This window comes from Comamonas sp. 7D-2 (assembly GCF_022749555.1).
Lineage (GTDB): Bacteria > Pseudomonadota > Gammaproteobacteria > Burkholderiales > Burkholderiaceae_C > Comamonas > Comamonas thiooxydans.
The window spans coordinates 3,896,332-3,913,146 of the sequence record NZ_CP094238.1 but is presented as its reverse complement, the minus strand read 5'-3'; the positions used below and the strand labels follow the sequence as shown (position 1 = coordinate 3,913,146).

The 16,815-nt window shown below is 63.7% G+C and carries 14 protein-coding genes; 7 read left to right on the top strand and 7 right to left on the bottom strand.

Features of this window, described 5'->3' with window-relative positions; translation table 11 throughout:
- Positions 1 to 53: 53 nt before the first annotated feature.
- Complete coding sequence (phnX, locus tag MPZ60_RS17925) at positions 54 to 917, top strand: phosphonoacetaldehyde hydrolase (RefSeq protein WP_034356886.1); 864 nt, start codon at positions 54 to 56, stop codon at positions 915 to 917.
- 98 nt (positions 918 to 1,015) lie between these two features.
- Here the strand turns inward: phnX and MPZ60_RS17920 are convergent, their stop codons facing one another.
- Positions 1,016 to 1,534, bottom strand: a complete 519-nt coding sequence (locus MPZ60_RS17920) for a MarR family winged helix-turn-helix transcriptional regulator (RefSeq protein WP_034356884.1) — start codon at positions 1,532 to 1,534, stop codon at positions 1,016 to 1,018.
- 136 nt (positions 1,535 to 1,670) lie between these two features.
- Here MPZ60_RS17920 and MPZ60_RS17915 point away from each other — a divergent pair, with 136 nt between their 5' ends.
- Positions 1,671 to 3,590: an FAD-binding monooxygenase gene (locus tag MPZ60_RS17915; RefSeq protein ID WP_034356881.1), complete on the top strand. Its 1,920-nt coding sequence runs from the start codon at positions 1,671 to 1,673 to the stop codon at positions 3,588 to 3,590.
- A 144-nt stretch (positions 3,591 to 3,734) separates the two neighbouring features.
- Complete coding sequence (locus MPZ60_RS17910) at positions 3,735 to 4,034, top strand: putative quinol monooxygenase (RefSeq protein ID WP_034356878.1); 300 nt, start codon at positions 3,735 to 3,737, stop codon at positions 4,032 to 4,034.
- Positions 4,035 to 4,083: 49 nt separating this feature from the next.
- On the opposite strand, the gene MPZ60_RS17905 is transcribed toward MPZ60_RS17910, so the two are convergent.
- Entirely contained in the window at positions 4,084 to 4,440 is a 357-nt protein-coding gene (locus MPZ60_RS17905) for a cupin domain-containing protein (protein WP_034356876.1), read from the bottom strand.
- A 228-nt stretch (positions 4,441 to 4,668) separates the two neighbouring features.
- On the opposite strand from MPZ60_RS17905, the gene MPZ60_RS17900 reads away from it, so the two are divergent.
- Together MPZ60_RS17900 and MPZ60_RS17895 are read left to right on the top strand one after the other, a co-directional pair.
- Positions 4,669 to 4,941 (top strand): VF530 family DNA-binding protein, encoded by a 273-nt coding sequence (locus tag MPZ60_RS17900; protein WP_034356873.1) that lies wholly within the window; start codon positions 4,669 to 4,671, stop codon positions 4,939 to 4,941.
- Positions 4,942 to 5,073: 132 nt separating this feature from the next.
- Positions 5,074 to 6,021: a sensor domain-containing diguanylate cyclase gene (locus tag MPZ60_RS17895; RefSeq protein WP_241781243.1), complete on the top strand. Its 948-nt coding sequence runs from the start codon at positions 5,074 to 5,076 to the stop codon at positions 6,019 to 6,021.
- 50 nt (positions 6,022 to 6,071) lie between these two features.
- On the opposite strand, the gene fghA is transcribed toward MPZ60_RS17895, so the two are convergent.
- The 3 genes from fghA to MPZ60_RS17880 all read right to left on the bottom strand — a co-directional run bounded on the left by fghA (position 6,072) and on the right by MPZ60_RS17880 (position 9,545).
- Positions 6,072 to 6,923 carry an S-formylglutathione hydrolase gene (fghA, locus tag MPZ60_RS17890; RefSeq protein WP_034356871.1) on the bottom strand — a complete coding sequence of 284 codons (852 nt, stop codon included), beginning with the start codon at positions 6,921 to 6,923 and terminating at the stop codon, positions 6,072 to 6,074.
- Between the two features lie 252 nt (positions 6,924 to 7,175).
- Positions 7,176 to 8,297, bottom strand: a complete 1,122-nt coding sequence (locus MPZ60_RS17885; RefSeq protein WP_034356869.1) for an S-(hydroxymethyl)glutathione dehydrogenase/class III alcohol dehydrogenase — start codon at positions 8,295 to 8,297, stop codon at positions 7,176 to 7,178.
- A 429-nt stretch (positions 8,298 to 8,726) separates the two neighbouring features.
- On the bottom strand, positions 8,727 to 9,545 hold the full coding sequence (locus tag MPZ60_RS17880; protein ID WP_242607058.1) for a hypothetical protein: 819 nt from the start codon (positions 9,543 to 9,545) through the stop codon (positions 8,727 to 8,729).
- A gap of 149 nt (positions 9,546 to 9,694) precedes the next feature.
- Here MPZ60_RS17880 and MPZ60_RS17875 point away from each other — a divergent pair, with 149 nt between their 5' ends.
- Complete coding sequence (locus MPZ60_RS17875) at positions 9,695 to 10,717, top strand: GlxA family transcriptional regulator (protein ID WP_003063594.1); 1,023 nt, start codon at positions 9,695 to 9,697, stop codon at positions 10,715 to 10,717.
- A gap of 48 nt (positions 10,718 to 10,765) precedes the next feature.
- On the opposite strand, the gene MPZ60_RS17870 is transcribed toward MPZ60_RS17875, so the two are convergent.
- Positions 10,766 to 11,221 (bottom strand): helix-turn-helix domain-containing protein, encoded by a 456-nt coding sequence (locus tag MPZ60_RS17870; RefSeq protein WP_242882035.1) that lies wholly within the window; start codon positions 11,219 to 11,221, stop codon positions 10,766 to 10,768.
- A gap of 153 nt (positions 11,222 to 11,374) precedes the next feature.
- Between MPZ60_RS17870 and MPZ60_RS17865 the strand changes: the two genes are divergently transcribed.
- Positions 11,375 to 11,884 carry a hypothetical protein gene (locus tag MPZ60_RS17865; protein ID WP_003063591.1) on the top strand — a complete coding sequence of 170 codons (510 nt, stop codon included), beginning with the start codon at positions 11,375 to 11,377 and terminating at the stop codon, positions 11,882 to 11,884.
- A gap of 84 nt (positions 11,885 to 11,968) precedes the next feature.
- Here the strand turns inward: MPZ60_RS17865 and MPZ60_RS17860 are convergent, their stop codons facing one another.
- Positions 11,969 to 16,753 carry a DUF3320 domain-containing protein gene (locus MPZ60_RS17860; RefSeq protein WP_034356863.1) on the bottom strand — a complete coding sequence of 1,595 codons (4,785 nt, stop codon included), beginning with the start codon at positions 16,751 to 16,753 and terminating at the stop codon, positions 11,969 to 11,971.
- Positions 16,754 to 16,815 lie beyond the last annotated feature (62 nt).

The window sequence follows — 16,815 nt, the reverse complement described above, 5'->3', positions numbered from 1 at the left end:
AACCCGATCACGTTCCCGCTTTCCATTCTGTTGAAGTCACCACTGAAAAAATCATGAACTCCATCGCTCAAGCCGAAACCCTGGTCCTGTCCCAGCCCTCTGCCGACCTGTCACCGCTCCAAGCCGTCATCTTTGACTGGGCCGGCACGCTGGTGGATTTTGGTTCGCTCGCGCCTACGCAAATCTTTGTCGAAGCCTTTTCCAGCTTCGGCATCAGCATCAGCCTGGCGCAGGCACGCGGGCCCATGGGCCTGTCCAAATGGGACCATATTCACCAGTTGCTGCAGGATGAAAGCATTGCCGCGCAATGGCAGAGCGCTTTTGGCCGGACGCCGACCAACGAGGATGTGGATGCCATCTACGCGCGCTTCATGCCGCTGCAGATTGCCAAGGTGGGCGAGTTCTCGGCCCCCATAGCAGGCGCTGTGCAGACGCTGCAATGGTTGCGCGACCATGGTCTCAAGGTCGGCTCCTGCTCGGGTTACCCGCGCGAAGTGCTCAACCAGTTGCTGCCTCAGGCTGAAGGCGCAGGCCTCAAGCCCGACTATGTGGTGGCCGGCGACGAGCTCGAAGCCGGCGGTCGCCCCGGTCCCTTCATGGCACTGGCCAATGTGCTGGCGCTGGGCATTGGCGATGTGCGTGCCTGCGTCAAGGTGGACGACACCGTGCCCGGCATCGAGGAGGGTCTGCGCGCAGGCATGTGGACCGTGGGCCTGAGCCTGTCGGGCAACGAGGTCGGCTATAGCGTGGAGGAGTTTGCCAGGGCGCCCGAGCAAGAGGTCGAGGCCCGTGTCGCCGTGGCCGAAGCCAAGCTCAAAAAGGCCGGAGCCCATTACGTGGTGCGCAGCGTGGCCGATCTGCCGGCCGTGCTGGCGCAGATCGCGGCCCAGATGCGTGCCGGAAAAATGCCGTTCTAGGGCGCGATTCGGAAGCTCGCAGATCCGGTTGCGAGCCCGGCCCTGAACAGCCAAGCCCCAGGCCTGACGGCTCGGGGCTTTTTTTCTGCGGTTTGGGCTCAGCCTGCGGGCGTCTGCGCCTCGGGGTCGAGCTGCTCGTGATGCTCGATGACCTTGCGCATCAGCTGTGTGAAGAGCTCGCGTTCGGCCTCGCTCAGCGGGTCCAGCATCTGCTGCTGGGCTTGCAGCACGGAGGGGCCGGCGTCGGCAAGCAGGGCTTCGCCCTCGGGCGTCAGGGATAGCAGACGCACGCGGCGATCCTTGGCCGTGTGCTGGCGCAACAACAGACCACGTGCTTCCAGCCGGTCGATCACGCCGCCGATGGTGGATTTGTCAAAGCCCACTTCCATGCTCAGCGTGCGCTGGTCTATGCCCGGCAGATGCACCAGTTTTTGTAGCACGGCAAATTGCAGCGGCGTCACGCCCCAGGCTTCGGTGGCCTGGCTGAACACGGCCACGGCCACCTGTTGCAGGCGGCGTATGCCGTGGCCGGGAAAGGTTTCCACCTCCAGGCGTGGAAAGACAGGGTGGCTGCTGGCGCTGTCTGAGGCAACGTTTGGCAGTGCAGAGTTAATCATGGTTTTCCCTAGGTGGGGTTGGCATTTCAAGTTTCGAATAATACGATGCATGCATTTGGTATGCATACATACTATTTGTGTGCGGACTGATTGGGCAGACACTGGCGTCTGCGCACTTGAAGAACTTGAGGCCTCCATGCAGTTTCATTTGAACGGTTTTCGTCCTGGCAACCCCTTGATCGCTCCAGCTTCGCCGCTGGCCCCTGCCCATACCGAGACCGTGCCCTCGCAGGTCGATGTGCTGATCGTGGGCTGCGGCCCTGCCGGCTTGACGCTGGCCGCGCAGCTGGCGGCCTTCCCCGATATCCGCACCTGCATCGTGGAACAAAAGGAAGGCCCGATGGAGCTGGGCCAGGCCGACGGCATTGCCTGCCGCACCATGGAAATGTTCGAGGCCTTCGAGTTTGCCGACTCCATCCTCAAGGAAGCCTGCTGGATCAACGACGTCACCTTCTGGAAGCCCGATCCTGCCCAGCCTGGCCGGATCGCCCGCCATGGCCGCGTGCAGGATACGGAAGACGGTCTGTCCGAGTTTCCTCACGTCATCCTGAACCAGGCGCGCGTGCACGACCACTATCTGGAGCGCATGCGCAACTCGCCCAGCCGCCTGGAGCCGCACTACGCACGCCGCGTGCTGGATGTGAAGGTCGACCACGGCGCTGCCGACTATCCGGTCACCGTGACGCTGGAGCGCTGCGACGCGGCCCATGCCGGTCAGGTCGAAACCGTGCAGGCCCGCTATGTGGTGGGCTGCGACGGCGCGCGCAGCAATGTGCGCCGGGCCATCGGCCGCCAGCTGGTCGGCGACTCGGCCAACCAGGCCTGGGGCGTGATGGATGTGCTGGCCGTGACGGACTTCCCCGATGTGCGCTACAAGGTGGCCATTCAGTCCGAGCAGGGCAATGTGCTCATCATCCCGCGCGAAGGCGGTCATCTGGTGCGCTTTTATGTGGAGATGGACAAGCTCGATGCCGACGAGCGCGTTGCCAGCCGCAACATCACGGTGGAGCAACTGATAGCAACTGCCCAGCGCGTGCTCCATCCCTACAAGCTTGACGTCAAGAATGTGCCCTGGTGGTCGGTGTACGAGATCGGCCAGCGCATCTGCGCCAAATATGACGATGTGACCGATGCCGTGGCCACACCGGACTCGCCCCTGCCGCACGTCTTCATCGCCGGCGATGCCTGCCACACCCACAGTCCCAAGGCCGGCCAGGGCATGAATTTCTCCATGCAGGACAGCTTCAACCTGGGCTGGAAGCTGGCCGCCGTGCTGCGCAAGCAATGTGCGCCCGAGCTGCTGCACACCTATTCGTCCGAGCGCCAGGTCGTGGCCCAGCAACTGATCGACTTTGACCGCGAATGGGCCAAGATGTTCAGCGACCCGGCCAAGGAAGGCGGTCAGGGCGGTGTGGACCCCAAGGAATTCCAGAAGTATTTCGAGCAGCACGGCCGCTTCACGGCCGGCGTGGGCACGCACTATGCGCCCTCGCTGCTGACCGGGCAGGCCACGCATCAGGCACTGGCCAGCGGCTTCACCGTGGGCATGCGCTTCCATTCCGCGCCGGTGGTGCGCGTCTCCGATGCCAAGCCCGTGCAGCTGGGTCACTGCGGCAAGGCCGATGGCCGCTGGCGCCTGTATGCGTTTGCAGGGCAGAACGACCTGGCGCAGCCCGAATCCGGCCTGCTGGCGCTGTGCCGCTTCCTGGAGAGCGATGCGGCATCGCCGCTGCGCCGCTTCATGCCGGCCGGCCAGGATATCGACAGCATCTTCGATCTGCGTGCCATCTTCCCGCAGGCCTATACCGAGGTGGCGCTGGAGACATTGCCGGCCCTGTTGCTGCCGTCCAAGGGCCAGCTGGGAATGATCGACTATGAAAAAGTGTTCAGCCCCGATCTGAAGAATGCCGGTCAGGACATCTTCGAGCTGCGCGGCATCGACCGCGAGCAGGGCGCTCTGGTGGTGGTGCGTCCCGACCAGTATGTGGCCCAGGTTCTGCCCTTGGGCGACCACGCTGCACTGAGCGCCTATTTCGAGTCTTTCATGCGGGCCTGAGAGCCCGTGACCTAAGGACTGCTGATCAGCATCAACACCTGGAAGGTGTTTCAGGGAGGGCATGGCCCTCCCTTTTTTGCGTCCGGGGCAGAGAGAGCGGGCGCTGCTTGCTACGATGCTTGCCTGTGCTGAGGAGGAGAAGACATGCTGTTGATTGTGGGTACGGTGCGCTTGCCATCCGAGAACCTGGCCCTTGCCCGGCCCGCCATGCGTGCCATGGTCGATGCATCCCGCGCCGAGCCCGGCTGTCTCGAGTACGGCTATGCCGAGGATGTGCTGGTGCCGGGGCTGATCCATGTGAAGGAGCTGTGGGTGGATCAGGCAGCGCTGGATGCACATTTCGCCTCCGCGCATATCCAGGCCTGGCGTGCCGCCTGGCCGACTCTGGGAATCGGGCAGAGGGATCTGCGGCTCTACGAGGTCCAGGCGTCACGCGCCACCTGAGCTGCGGCAGAGGCAGAGGCTTGCATGAAGATGCTTGGCGTGAGAGCGCCTAGTTTGAAGCCTGCTGCAGCCTGATGATGTCCACCGATATTTCCACTGCCGTCACGGCGCAACGGTTTTCAAGCCAGTGCGTGGTGTTCCTGTCTTCGGGCCAGCCCACGCCCGGGCCGTAGTCGGTGGCCACGCCATCTCTGTGGTCGGTGATGCAACCCTCGAGGATGTAGACCATGCCGGGTCGGTCCCTGTGGTCGTGAAGCGGGCCGAACACGCCGCCCGGCGCCATGGTCACCAGGCGCATGCGAAGCTGGCGCCCCGACATGCCTTCGATCTCGGGGCCCAGGTCGAGCGTGGCCAGCATTTGTACGGCCACCCCCCTGGTCTGGGGGACTTGCTGTTGCTTGGACATTCTTTGCTCCTTCGCGCCTCGTCATGGCCGTTGAAGCGAACCTGTCTTCGCTCAGGCCGGTTGCCAAAAGTGTGATCTCTTGCTGGCGCACAGGAAAGCCAAACCCATGTCATTGGCGTGGCGCTCGGCTGCACAAGCAGGCCCGGACAGGCTGTCCCGGACAGGTCGGGCAGAGTGGATCTTGTCCCCGGGGCTGTCTCTGCCGGGCGATTCCCCGACAATGCGTGAATGACTTCCCAAGAACAACCGCGCAACCCGCTGCATGGGCTGACGCTTGAGCGCATCGTTACCGATCTGGTTGATTACTACGGCTGGCGCGAGCTGGGGCGCCGGGTGCCCGTGCGCTGCTTCAATCTGGATCCCAGCATCTCTTCGAGCCTGAAATTTCTGCGCAAGACGCCCTGGGCGCGCGAACAGGTGGAGCAGCTGTATGTACAGACCCAGCGTGCCGATGAGCGTGAGCAGCGGCGAGCGAGAAGAGCGGAGCGGTCCGAGGACTGATCCGGCGCCGGACCGCATCAAGAAGAAACCGCCGTCAGGCGGTTTTCTTGCTTGTGGATACACCCAGCTGCGCTGGTGGCAGGTAAAAGAATGATTCTGCGAGAATTTGTCGTTCCCGCTTCGCTTGTGCTCATGTCAGACACCACATTCTTCACAGCCAGCCAGTACGAAAACATTTGCAACGGCTTGCCGGATCCGACCTTCATCCTGACGGAGTCGGGGCGTTACGCGGCAGTTCTGGGCGGCAAGGACCAACGCTACTACCATGACGGAACGTCCCTGGTCGGCCAATCCATCGTCGATGTGCTGGCTCCCGTCAAGGCTCAGTGGTTCATACAGCAGATTCAGGAGGCGCTGAGCAGCCAGAAGATGCAGGTCGTGGAGTATGAGCTGAGTGCGCACGATGTGCTGGGTCTGCCCCTGGAAGGACCTGCCGAGGCGATCTGGTTTGAAGGTCGCGTCAGTGCCTTGGGAGAGCTGTTCTGGGGCGAGAGAGCCGTGGTCTGGGTGGCCAGCAACATCACGGCCAGCAAGCGCATGCAGCAGCAGTTGCAGGAGCAGGCCTTGAATGATGAGTTGACGGGTCTATGCAATCGCCGGGGCTTCATGCGCGAGCTGGCTCAAGCCTATACGGCCCATAGGCTGCAGGGGCGGCCAGCTTGGCTCATGAGCTTTGATGTAGACCACTTCAAAGCCATCAATGATGGTCTGGGACATCCTGCAGGTGACCAGGCGCTGCGCGATCTGGCTGCTGCCGTGCGCTGGTTGCTGGCTCCCGAGGATGTGTTCTGTCGCCTGGGCGGAGACGAGTTTGCCATTCTGTGCTGCGATCGCCATATTGCCCAGGTTTCAGGCTTGGCGCGGGAGTTGCTGGAGGCCGGACAGCAGGCGCTGCAGCGGTATGCCACGGGAAGCTCCGTGCCCGCATTAAGTGTCGGGATTGCGCATTTCATGCCGACTGACAGCAGCCTGGAGGACATCATGCGCCGCGCCGATCAAGCCTTGTACAGCGCCAAGATGCAGGGCGGGCACCGGGCGGTCGTGGCGAATCGGGGCCAGGCGGACCACTGCATTGCTTGAGGTGTGACAGCTACGGCCAGCCCCTTGGGGGCCGGACCAGGCCCGAAGAATCAGGCGCCCAGTTGCTGCGCATGGTGGCGCAGATGGTCGTCGACAAAGCTCTGGATGAAATAGTAGCCATGGTCGTAGCCCGCATGCCGGCGCAGCGTGAGCGGCTGGTCGGCCTTGGCGCAGGCGGCTTCGAAGGCTTCGGGCAGCAATTGCTTTTCGATCAGGAACTTGTCGGCCAGGCCCTGGTCGATGAGGATGCCTGCGGGATAGGGGGCAGAGGCTTGCGCGCCCATCAGCTCGCTGGCGTCATGCCTGGCCCATTCGGCCTTGTCTTCGCCCAGATAGCCGCTGAAAGCCTTGTGGCCCCAGGGGCAGTTGAGCGGGTTGGCAATCGGTGCAAAGGCCGAGACCGACTTGAACCGGCCGGGGTGGCGCAGCGCCAGGGTCAGCGCGCCGTGGCCGCCCATGCTGTGGCCGAAGATGCCCAGACGCTGCAGGTCCACGGGCAGCTTGCTGCCGACCAGGGGCAGCAGGTCATTGAGGATGTAGCTTTCCATGCGCCAGTGCAGCGCCCAGGGCCGGGTGGTCGCATCCAGGTAAAAACCGGCGCCCACGCCAAAGTCCCAGCTGTCGGCCTCGCCCGCCAGACCCGCGCCGCGCGGGCTGGTATCGGGGCAGATCAGGGCGATATTGAGTTCGGAGGCCATGCGCTGGGCGCCGGCCTTGATCATGAAGGTTTCCTCGGTACAGGTCAGACCCGCCAGATAGAGCAGGGCCGGCACCTTCTCGCCCATCACGGCCTTGGGTGGCAGATAGACCGAGAACTTCATGGCGAGGCCGATCTCGGAGCTATGGTGTTCGTAATAGCGCTGGGCGCCGCCAAAGCAGGCGTGGGCGTTCTTGAGTTCCATGGCAGTCACTCCTAAAAGAAAAGCTGCTTGCGCTCGTCAATCAAGCGTTTGCAGCTGTTTTATATATAAATATGAATCAAAGCATGCGCAAGCAGCTATGAAATTAAAAGCGCTGGGTGGTTCTTCAAAACTAGCGCGGCCCATTGATGAGACACCGAGGAAGAGCCGCTGCGCACCGAGGGTGTCGTCCCCCTTCCGCGAAGCGAGAAAGGGGGAAGGCGCAGGGCCGCCCATGCGAAGCGCCTCAGGGGGTTACGAAGCGTCAGCGTAGTTCACCACCGAGCGAATCGACTTGCCTTCGTGCATCAGCTCGAAGGCTTCGTTGATGTGCTTCAGGCCCATGGTGTGGGTGACGAAGGGTTCGAGCTGAATCTTGCCGGCCATGGCGTCTTCCACCATGCCGGGCAGCTCGCTGCGGCCCTTGACGCCGCCAAAGGCCGTACCCAGCCACTTGCGGCCGGTCACCAGCTGGAAGGGGCGGGTCTTGATCTCCTGACCGGCACCGGCCACGCCGATGATGACCGACTGGCCCCAGCCGCGGTGGGCGCATTCCAGCGCCGCGCGCATCACGTCCACATTGCCGATGCATTCAAAGCTGTGGTCAACGCCCCAGCCCGTCATCTCGACGATCACTTGCTGGATGGGCTTGTCGAAGTCCTTGGGGTTCACGCAGTCGGTGGCGCCAAAGGTTCTGGCCAGGTCGAACTTGCCGGGGTTGGTGTCGACGGCGATGATGCGGCCGGCCTTGGCCAGCTTGGCGCCCTGGATCACGGCAAGGCCGATGCCGCCCAGGCCGAACACGGCCACGGTGTCGCCTTCCTGCACCTTGGCAGTGTTCTTGACCGCGCCCAGACCAGTGGTCACGCCGCAGCCCAAGAGGCAGACCTGCTCGGGGTTGGCATCAGGGTTGACCTTGGCCAGCGAGACGGCAGCAACCACGGTGTATTCGCTGAAGGTCGAGCAGCCCATGTAGTGATAGATGGGCTCGCCCTTGTAGCTGAAGCGCGTCGTGCCGTCGGGCATCACGCCCTTGCCCTGGGTGGCGCGCACGGCCACGCACAGATTGGTCTTGCCGCTCTTGCAGAACAGGCATTCGCCGCATTCGGCGGTGTACAGCGGAATCACATGATCGCCGGGCTGGACGCTGGTCACGCCTTCGCCCACTTCCACCACGATGCCCGCGCCTTCGTGACCCAGCACGGCGGGGAAGATGCCTTCGGGGTCGTCACCGCTCAGGGTGAAGGCGTCGGTGTGACAGACGCCGGTATGGGTGATCTTGACCAGCACCTCGCCGGCCTTGGGCGGCGCGACGTCGATTTCGACGATTTGCAGGGGTTCTCCGGCTTTGAAGGCTACGGCGGCGCGGGATTTCATGGGCAGGTCTTTCTTGGAAGGCTGAGGATGCGGTGGCTGCCCGGGGCAGGGCCAAGGCCTGACTGGGCGCACCGGTTGTGAAGTGTGAATGTAGGCGATCCCGTCGCCTGATGGAAATTCGTGGCCGCAGATGGCGGCTCTTTGGCCGAATGTCACACGGTTCGCGGGATCGTCTTCCGTCGGCTGGCGATGCCATGAATCCTGATCGGCCGCTTTGCACTCCGGCTGAGGCCGCCATCATAGGGACGGCATGGCCAGCATCCATCCTGCCGCTGCAGGGCTCTTGAACATCATCAGCAACTTGACCGCGTTCTTGCTGGCGGTTCGGGCTGCATGCGTCGCAGCATTGATCGGGGAGGATCTGGTCGTTACATCCGAGTCGGATCATCGCGGGCAGCACAGAGTATTGGCGCGCCTAGCGTCTCCAGCTCAATCCTCATTCGGTATCAGCGTCCCCCACACCGGCAGGTGTGCGCCTGGTGGTGCCGGGCCGTCATAGGCCGGCTGCACCTCAATGGCGGGCTTGCCCTCCTGGCAATCGATGAAGCCCCATTGACTGGGACGGTAGCGCGCCTCGGGGCCGTCGGGGGCGCCGACCAGAAACTCGGCCTGAATGTCATAGTCGATCAAGGGCACGTGCAGGCTGGCGATATCGCCCTTGCGGCATTCCAGATAGGAGCGCTTCGGGTCGACCACCCAGGCGCCATAACCCGGGTTGACGTCGGGATCGAAGTGGAACACCGGACCGAGGCGCTGGTCGCGGGCAAGCTCCAATGCGCCGTTGTCGATGGCGCTGACCCAGGCACCTGCGATTTGCACCGGTTGCGTAAAGCGCGCCGCACTCAGTCCTCGCAGGCCAAGCGGTCGCTGGCGCTCGCCGTTGTCAAAGGCGTCGTAGCGGTTGATCAAGGTGCCTTTGGGGAATAGCTGCTCGCCATAGCGGAAGTCCTCGGGCAGCACAAAGCGCTGTCGGCTTTCGCGATAGTGGGCCCGCAGCGTCACGGCCTCTTCAATCTGTACCAGCTTGCGCGCCAGCACCAAGCCCCAGAGATCGCCGGCCAGGGCCAATATCGCCACCACCACGACGGGCCAGTGCCAGAACGGCGGGCGCTCGGAGGCGGGCGTGTGCCTATGGCGCAGCCACCAGATCAGCCCGCGCAGCAGCAGCCACAGGCTCAGGCCGGCTGCCACCAGGGGGGCGAGCAGCAGCAACAGCATGGGCAGGGTAAAAAGAGGTCCGGGAATCATGGGTGGAAAAAGGGGCAGAAGCCCCGGACTTTAGCAGTGGATGCGACTGCCTGCACTAGCTGCCGAGAGGGCTTGCGTATAGTCGAGGCTCGTGCGCTGCAAGTGCCTGCAGCGCTGGTTGTATATGCTTGAACTGCTCTGATTTTTGTATGGAACACCATCACGCTGGCGCCCACCGCGTCGATCTGGTTGTCTACCCCGGCTTCAAGGCGCTGGAGGCCATAGGCCCCATGTCCGTGTTTGACTATGCCAATGTGCATTTGCGGCACAAAGGCCTGCCTGACGGATATGTGGTGCGGGTGGTGGCGTCACAGGCCGGTCTGGTACCCTCGGACACCTTGATGGGCTTGCAGGCCAGCCATACCCTGGCGCAGGTCGAGGCCGAGGGCACGGGGTGCACGGTGCTGCTGGTGGGCGCGCGCCATATCGAGCAGGTGCTGGCGGCTTCGCCAGAGCTGGTGGACTGGGTGGCGCGAGTGGCTCCCGGGGTCGGGCGCATGATCGCGCTGTGCAGCGGCAGTTTTTTTCTGGCAGCAGCCGGTTTGCTCAATGATCGCCGCGCGGCCACGCACTGGAGTGTGGCCGGGGCGCTTGCCCAGCGTTATCCGCGGGTGCAGGTGGATGCCGATGCGATCTATGTGTGCGACGAAATCAAGGACAGCGACGGCATGCGTCAGCTCTGGACTTCGGCCGGTGTCACTGCCGGCATTGATCTGGCGCTGGCGGTGGTGGAGCATGATTTCGGCCATGCGTTGGCACTGCAGGTGGCGCGCGACCTGGTCATGTATCTCAAACGTCCCGGCGGCCAGTCTCAGTTCAGCGTATCCCTGGCCGCACAGGCCACGCAGCACAGCGCAGTGCAGGCTGCCCAGCAGTGGGTGCTGGAGCACCTGGACCAGCCCATGCCGCTGGCGCTGCTGGCGGGCAAGGCAGCGATGAGCGAGCGCAATTTTCGCCGCGTCTTTCAGCAGGAGACCGGCTGCAGTCCCAGCAGCTTTGTGGAAAACGCTCGCCTGGAGCGGGCCAAGCAGCTGCTGGAGAATCTGGGCTCTGTGCCCCTCAAGACCGTGGCCGCCAAGGTCGGGTTGGGCTCGGAACAGGCACTGCGACATCTGTTCGTGCGCAAGCTGGGTATCACACCTGTGGCTTACCGGGAGCGGTTCGGAGACTGATGGGCTTGCTGCATCCTGTCGGAAGCCGCCGGTTTTTCGGCCAGCCGATCAGAACAGAGGGCTCTTGAAGAAATCCAGAGCGGCCTTGGCTGCAGCAAAATTGCGCTCGATCTGCGCCTGTTGCTCATCGTGGTTCGCGGTCTCGACGGCAGGTTCGGCGGCGGACTTGGCCCTCTTTGGCGTTGCAGTTCTTTTCCTGTCTAGGCAGGGGGCATCCGAGCGGGATGCGGGTGCCAGGGCTGGAGCCTTGGGTGCGAGCAACCGGGTCAGGTCCAGCTCGGGATTGAGCTGCCACAGGCAGGACACATAGGTCGCCATGGCCACGGCCGGGTCGCCGCGCTCTATGCGTGCCATGGTGGGCTGGGAAATACCCAGCCGCTCTGCCCACTGCGTCTGTGTTTCGCCCCGACTCTTGCGCAGGGCCACTATGTGCTGGGCCAGCTGCGTTATCTGCAAAAGAATGGCGGGCGGAAACTCTGCGGGACTGGTGTTCTGGCGAGGCATATGCCAATGGTAGGCAGATTTGGGGAGTGCTCAGGGCAAACAGGGCGCTCTTTGTATTGAGCCAGCAGTTTTCTTGACTGTCCTACGAAGCGGCCAGATCAAGTCTGCAAGCATGGACGGCGATGGATCGTCAACACGGTCTTGGAGTTGCTCATGAAGTTTGTTCACTGGCTCTACACCCTGACCCATTCGCTGATTGCCCTGCTGTTCGGCCTGGCGGCGTTGTGCCTGATCTGGATGGCCGTCACCAAGGCCTGGGCCGTGATTGCTGCCGGCCTGGAGCCGGAGGCCACGCTGCATGTGGTGGAGGCGCTGGGCATTCTGGCCTCAGGCGTGGTGGCTCTGCAGATTTCCCAGACCGTGATTGAAGAAGAGGTGGTGCGCGACGCCCATATCAGCGGCCCGACAAGAGTGCGTCGCTTTCTCTCACGCTTTATGGTGGTGCTGGTGGTCGCCCTGGCCGTCGAGGGATTGGTTGCCACCTTCAAGGCCCAGGAGCAGCCCGAGAAGCTGCTGTATTCCGCCGCCTTGGTCATTGCCGTCGGCATGCTCATGGTCGGCTGGGGGGTGTTTGTTCACCTGAATCGTTCGGCGGAGGAACTGGAGCCCGAGGCCATGGAGGAGGCCAAGAGCGAGGACCGCAAGGTCAGCAACGACCACTGACGCAGAGCGTGGTGCGGGCATGCGGCCTTGCGCGATGAAAACGCCCTGAATTTCTTCAGGGCGTTTTCATTGCTGACTCAGGACTCAGGTCGGCAGTCGATACAGCGTCCCGTTGAATGCCACGGCGCCGCTGCCATGCAGCGCATCGAGCTGCGTCAGCACCAGCTCGCGTACCGGCGCGGTGACAGCGCTCAGGCCCAGCAGCCGGGCCACAGCAGCGGGCAGTTCCTCGCGCTGGCCGCCCAGGCTGCTCCTGAGGGCCAGGGCAATCGCTGCACGGATCTCGGCTGGCGGCAGGCAATCGATGCGGCGCAGATTGGCCGAGCCGACCTCTGCGCGATTGCGTACCCGCACCGCTCGTCCCGGCAGGTCGAGAAACTCCCCTTCTGCGGCCAGTGCCTCATCGGCCAGCAGCGATTGGCGTGCCTGCTCCAGCGCATCGCGCACGCGGCTGCCGGCGCGTTGCAGGCCCCAAAGCGTACGCATGCGGGTGACCAGTTCGTCGAAATGAATCGGTCCTTCCAGCTCCACTGCCTGGTGCATCAGCTGGGCCAGCTTTGCGGTGGATTGGTTGTGCAGTTCTCCGGCGGGAACGGCAAAGCGGGCTTCCTGATAGAGGCTGTCGTCAGGGCCTGCGGCCGATTCCGTCTCGGCGCTTTCGGCATCGGACCGTGCTGCGCGTTCTATGACTTCTGTGGCTGTCTGTGACTGATGGGTGGGCATTAGCGGCTGAACTGGTTCGGCCTGCTTGCGCTGCCTGGCAGCTTCGACGGCGGCCAGGACACGCTCGGTCTGGGCACGCGGCTGGCGGAACCAGTCGCAGCCCCAGATGCGCAGCAGCGTCCAGCCCTGGCTCTCCAGCACGGACTGGCGCAGGCGGTCACGGTCGCGCGCAGAGCGGCTGTGGTGATAGCTCATGCCGTCGCACTCAATGCCCAGCAGATAGCGCCCCGGCTGTTCTGGATCGACCACGGCCAGATCGATGAAGAAGCCCGCAATGCCGATCTGAGTCTGCACCTGCAGACCCTGGGCCGTCAGCGCTTCGTACACATCTTCTTCGAGCGGCGACTCCAGATCGCGTCCGCTGATGCCGGCCAGGGCCAACTGACCGGTGGCCGCGTATTGCAGGAATACCTTGAGCGCGGCCACGCCCTTGCCCTTGCCGCGTTCCAGGTCGATATCGTCGGCGGTGATGGATGAAAACACCTCACAGCGCTGCTTGGCACGCGAGATCAGCACGTTCAGCCGGCGCTCGCCTCCATCGGCACTCACAGGGCCGAAGCGCATGGGCAGATAGCCCTGCGCGTTGCGCGCATAGGCCACCGAGATGAAGATCACATCGCGCTCGTCGCCCTGCACGTTTTCCAGGTTCTTGATGAAGAAGGGTTCGTTGGGATGGGCCACAAAAAAGGACTCTGCCTCGGGCTGCTGGCGACGCAGCAGTTCCAGCTCGTCCTGGATGGCGACTTTTTGCTGCAGCGAGAAAGCGGCCACGCCCAGGCTGAGCTGCGGCGACTGCTGTGCGTGTTGCATGATGGCGCGTGCAATGGTCTGGGCCTCGATGCGGTTGATGCGGCTGGCGCCGCTGTCAAAGCGGCCTTCGGGCAGATGGTGAAAGCGCAGCCCCATGCCCGAGCGGGCCGTGTAGGGGCTGGGCACGACGTAAAGGCTGCTGTTGTAGAACTGCTGGTTGGACACCGCAATCAGCGACTGGTGGCGGCTGCGGTAATGCCAGCGCAGCATGAGCTGGGGCATGCCCTTGGCCAGGCACAGGCTCAGAATGCTCTCCACATCGGCAGCTCCGGCGATGAGCTGGTCTTCGTCCTCGTCGTCGAACTCGTCCTGTTCGCTGGTCATGCGCGAGAAAAAACGCGTGGGCGGCAGCTGGCGGTCGTCGCCCACCACCACCAGCTGCTTGCAGCGGGCGATGGCGCCCAGCGCATCCACGGGCTCGATCTGGCTGGCTTCGTCAATCACCAGCAGATCGAACTCGACCGCACCAGGCTCCAGAAACTGGGCCACGGACAGGGGGCTCATCATGAACACGGGCTTGATGGCCTGGACGGCTTCGCCTGCGAGCTTGAACAGCTTGCGCAGCGGCATATGGCCGCGCTTGCGCGCAATCTCGCCATTGAGCACGCCAAGCGGGCCCATGCCGGATGCGCTGCGTGGCACCTGCTCGTAATGCGAGAGTGCCGACTGGGCGCGCGCGAGTTCGATGCGCTCCAGATCCAGCGCCCGGAACTGGCGCACCTTCTGGCTGTGCTGATCGCCGTTGAAAGCGACCAGCTCGGGGTGAGCCTGAGTGGCCTGACGCAGCAGCGCTTCGTAATAAGCGCGTTCGAGGATGGCGGGCAGGGCTCCTTGTGCAATGGATTCATTCTCGAGCTGCTGCACCAGGACGGCCATGCCGGCCGCACGCGCCTGCTCACGGGTGGCGTGGTACGAGGTCCAGTCCAGCAAGGCGTTGGGCTCGGCGACCCATTGCGCAAGGCGCTCGCCAAAGTCGGCCAGCGGGATGTGGGCCAGATCGGCAGCGCCAAAGGCTTCCTGTGTCTCGAGTCGGTAGCCGTCCAGCAAGCTTTGCGCAGCATCATCGAATGCCTGCAGCGATGCACTGGACTGGGCGGCCAGGTCCGCACAATGTGCGGGCGATGGCAGCTGGGCATACAGCTGGCGAAAGGCGGCACTGCGGCCCTGTCCGTCGGGGCCGGCCATCCAGCCCAGCACGGCCTGCAGTTGCGCCCAGTCGCTTTGCTCGCCCTGCCACAGGCTGCCAAAGGCATCTGCCCCCAGGATCTGCTGCTGGCCCAGGTTCTGGCGCAGTTGCTGGGCTTCGATCAGGCTGTCGAGCAGGTTCAGACGCTCTGCCCGTGAACTCGGCAATGTCGTTTTCAACTGGCCCTTGAGGTTGGCAATCGCCGCGCGGTAGCCGCTGTTGAAAATGCGAAACAGCGAGTCGCCATGTGCTGCAATGCTCTGGCGTGGGGCATTCCAGTCCGCCGTCCAGGCGGATTCGGCAAAGTTGCCGCGCAGGCTCTGCGCTTGCAGGCTGAACTGGGCGCCGCATTCGACCAGCTTGTGCAGCTGGCCCAGGCCCTGATCCCAGATGCTGTTGGCGACGGCCTGCCGGTCTATGGACGGGGCACTGGCGAGCTGCTGCGCCAGCGTGATCTGCTCATGCAGAGACTTCAGAGTCTGTGCCGCCGGCGCGCTCAGGGATTGCGCCAGCAGCTCAGCATCCTGCTGCAACCGGGCCAGCATTGCTTGCAGCGTCGGCAGCTGCTGGGCGAAGCGTTGCGCATCCAGCTTGAGCAGCGCCGGATGGCATACGCCGCGCCACGGGTGCCCGGCCACCGGGCTCACCTTGGATGCCGCCTGGCGCAGTGCTTCGACAATCTGCTGGCGTGAATGAAAGTCCTCGGGTGACCAGTTCTGTGCGCCTTGCAGCAGATCGGGCAGATGCGCGATCTGCACCGTATCCAGCCGCGCCAGCCGCCCCAGGATCTGGTAGGGCGTGAGTGTGCAGGGCGCCAGCGCCTGATGCATGGTCTGGCTGTGCGCGTTGAGCTGCTGCTGCACGTTGCTCAGCTCATGGATGATTTGCTCGCGGTGCTCCACACGCGGCTTGCCCAGATCGCGCGTGGCCTTGAGTTCCTCCAGCACCTTGCGCTTGTTGGCATGGTGGCTGTGCAGTTCCAGACAGGCAGGCCCAAGGCCCACGGATTTGAGGCGGCGGTTGACCACCTCAAGCGCGGCCATCTTCTCTGAGATGAACAGCACTTTCTTGCCGTCGGCAATCGCCGCTGCAATCACGTTGGTGATGGTCTGGGACTTGCCCGTGCCCGGCGGGCCTTGAATGACCAGGCTCTCGCCGCGGCGCACGGCTTCGATGGCCAGTGACTGCGAGCTGTCCGCATCGACCACATGGCGCTGGCTGTCGACGGGGATCAGTTGGTCCACATTGGCGTCTTCGGGGAACAGATGTTCGCGTGCCTCGAAGCCGTCCTGCAGCGCGGCAGCAATCAGCGCCTGCTGGTCCAGCCGCTTTTCCGGCGGCCAGGTCGCAGTGTCCAGATCGCGGTACATCAGGAACTTGGCAAAGCTGAAGAAGCCCAGCGTCATGGCGTCGGGCAACACTTGCCAGCCGGGCTGGGCCGCAGCCATGGCGGCGACCGCGGCCAGATAGGCGCGGGGGTCGAAGTCGTCGCCGGCATTGAATTCGGGCAGCTCCAGGCCAAAGTCGGCCTTGAGCTTGGCCGCCAGCGACAGGTTCTCCGCCGCATCTTCCTGCAACCAGGACAGGGTGAAGCGTTCGGCCGCGCTTTTGCGCTCCAGTGCCACGGGCAGCAGAATCAGCGGCGCAAAACGCGGCTTGTCGGGAGCATTGCGGTCGAACCATTGCAGCTGACCCAGCGCCAGAAACAAGATGTTGACGCCCTGTTCCTCGATGAAGGTGCGGGCATCGGAATACATGTCCAGCAGCCGGCGCTGCAGCTTCTCGCTGGACAGGCGTGTCTGCAATTTCAGGTCACGATGGCGCTGGGCCACACCGCGCGCATCGAGCTGCTCGTCGACGCTTTCTTCGGGCTGGGGCAGGGCGAGGGTAGCCTGTGTCTCCTGGACCTCTGCAGGGTCTGCGGCCGCTTGCTCCTCCTCGGCCTTTGCCGGCGCAAAGCTCATGGCTTTGCTTTCGCCCGCCAGCAGGCGATAGACCTCGTCCGTGCGTTCATCCGCAAAATGCAGCACGCGTGCCGTGGCGGCCTGAGGCAGGCTCAGCAGCCGGTTGCGTGTGGAGAGGTCCAGCAGCGCCTGGCGGCTTTTTTCGAGCTGGCGGGTGATGAGGGCGGAATTCGAGTCTGCGTGCATGGGGCATCAAAAAGCACAGTGAGCTGGCACTTTAGCGTGCTCTCTGGTGCTGCCAACGCTGA

Excerpts from the sequence above, each read along its gene's own strand:
- phnX (WP_034356886.1), top strand. The coding sequence starts at position 54 with ATGAACTCCATCGCTCAAGCCGAAACCCTGGTCCTGTCCCAGCCCTCT.
- MPZ60_RS17920 (WP_034356884.1), bottom strand. The coding sequence starts at position 1,534 with ATGATTAACTCTGCACTGCCAAACGTTGCCTCAGACAGCGCCAGCAGC.
- MPZ60_RS17915 (WP_034356881.1), top strand. The coding sequence starts at position 1,671 with ATGCAGTTTCATTTGAACGGTTTTCGTCCTGGCAACCCCTTGATCGCT.
- MPZ60_RS17910 (WP_034356878.1), top strand. The coding sequence starts at position 3,735 with ATGCTGTTGATTGTGGGTACGGTGCGCTTGCCATCCGAGAACCTGGCC.
- MPZ60_RS17905 (WP_034356876.1), bottom strand. The coding sequence starts at position 4,440 with ATGTCCAAGCAACAGCAAGTCCCCCAGACCAGGGGGGTGGCCGTACAA.
- MPZ60_RS17900 (WP_034356873.1), top strand. The coding sequence starts at position 4,669 with ATGACTTCCCAAGAACAACCGCGCAACCCGCTGCATGGGCTGACGCTT.
- MPZ60_RS17895 (WP_241781243.1), top strand. The coding sequence starts at position 5,074 with ATGTCAGACACCACATTCTTCACAGCCAGCCAGTACGAAAACATTTGC.
- fghA (WP_034356871.1), bottom strand. The coding sequence starts at position 6,923 with ATGGAACTCAAGAACGCCCACGCCTGCTTTGGCGGCGCCCAGCGCTAT.
- MPZ60_RS17885 (WP_034356869.1), bottom strand. The coding sequence starts at position 8,297 with ATGAAATCCCGCGCCGCCGTAGCCTTCAAAGCCGGAGAACCCCTGCAA.
- MPZ60_RS17880 (WP_242607058.1), bottom strand. The coding sequence starts at position 9,545 with ATGATTCCCGGACCTCTTTTTACCCTGCCCATGCTGTTGCTGCTGCTC.
- MPZ60_RS17875 (WP_003063594.1), top strand. The coding sequence starts at position 9,695 with ATGGAACACCATCACGCTGGCGCCCACCGCGTCGATCTGGTTGTCTAC.
- MPZ60_RS17870 (WP_242882035.1), bottom strand. The coding sequence starts at position 11,221 with ATGCCTCGCCAGAACACCAGTCCCGCAGAGTTTCCGCCCGCCATTCTT.
- MPZ60_RS17865 (WP_003063591.1), top strand. The coding sequence starts at position 11,375 with ATGAAGTTTGTTCACTGGCTCTACACCCTGACCCATTCGCTGATTGCC.
- MPZ60_RS17860 (WP_034356863.1), bottom strand. The coding sequence starts at position 16,753 with ATGCACGCAGACTCGAATTCCGCCCTCATCACCCGCCAGCTCGAAAAA.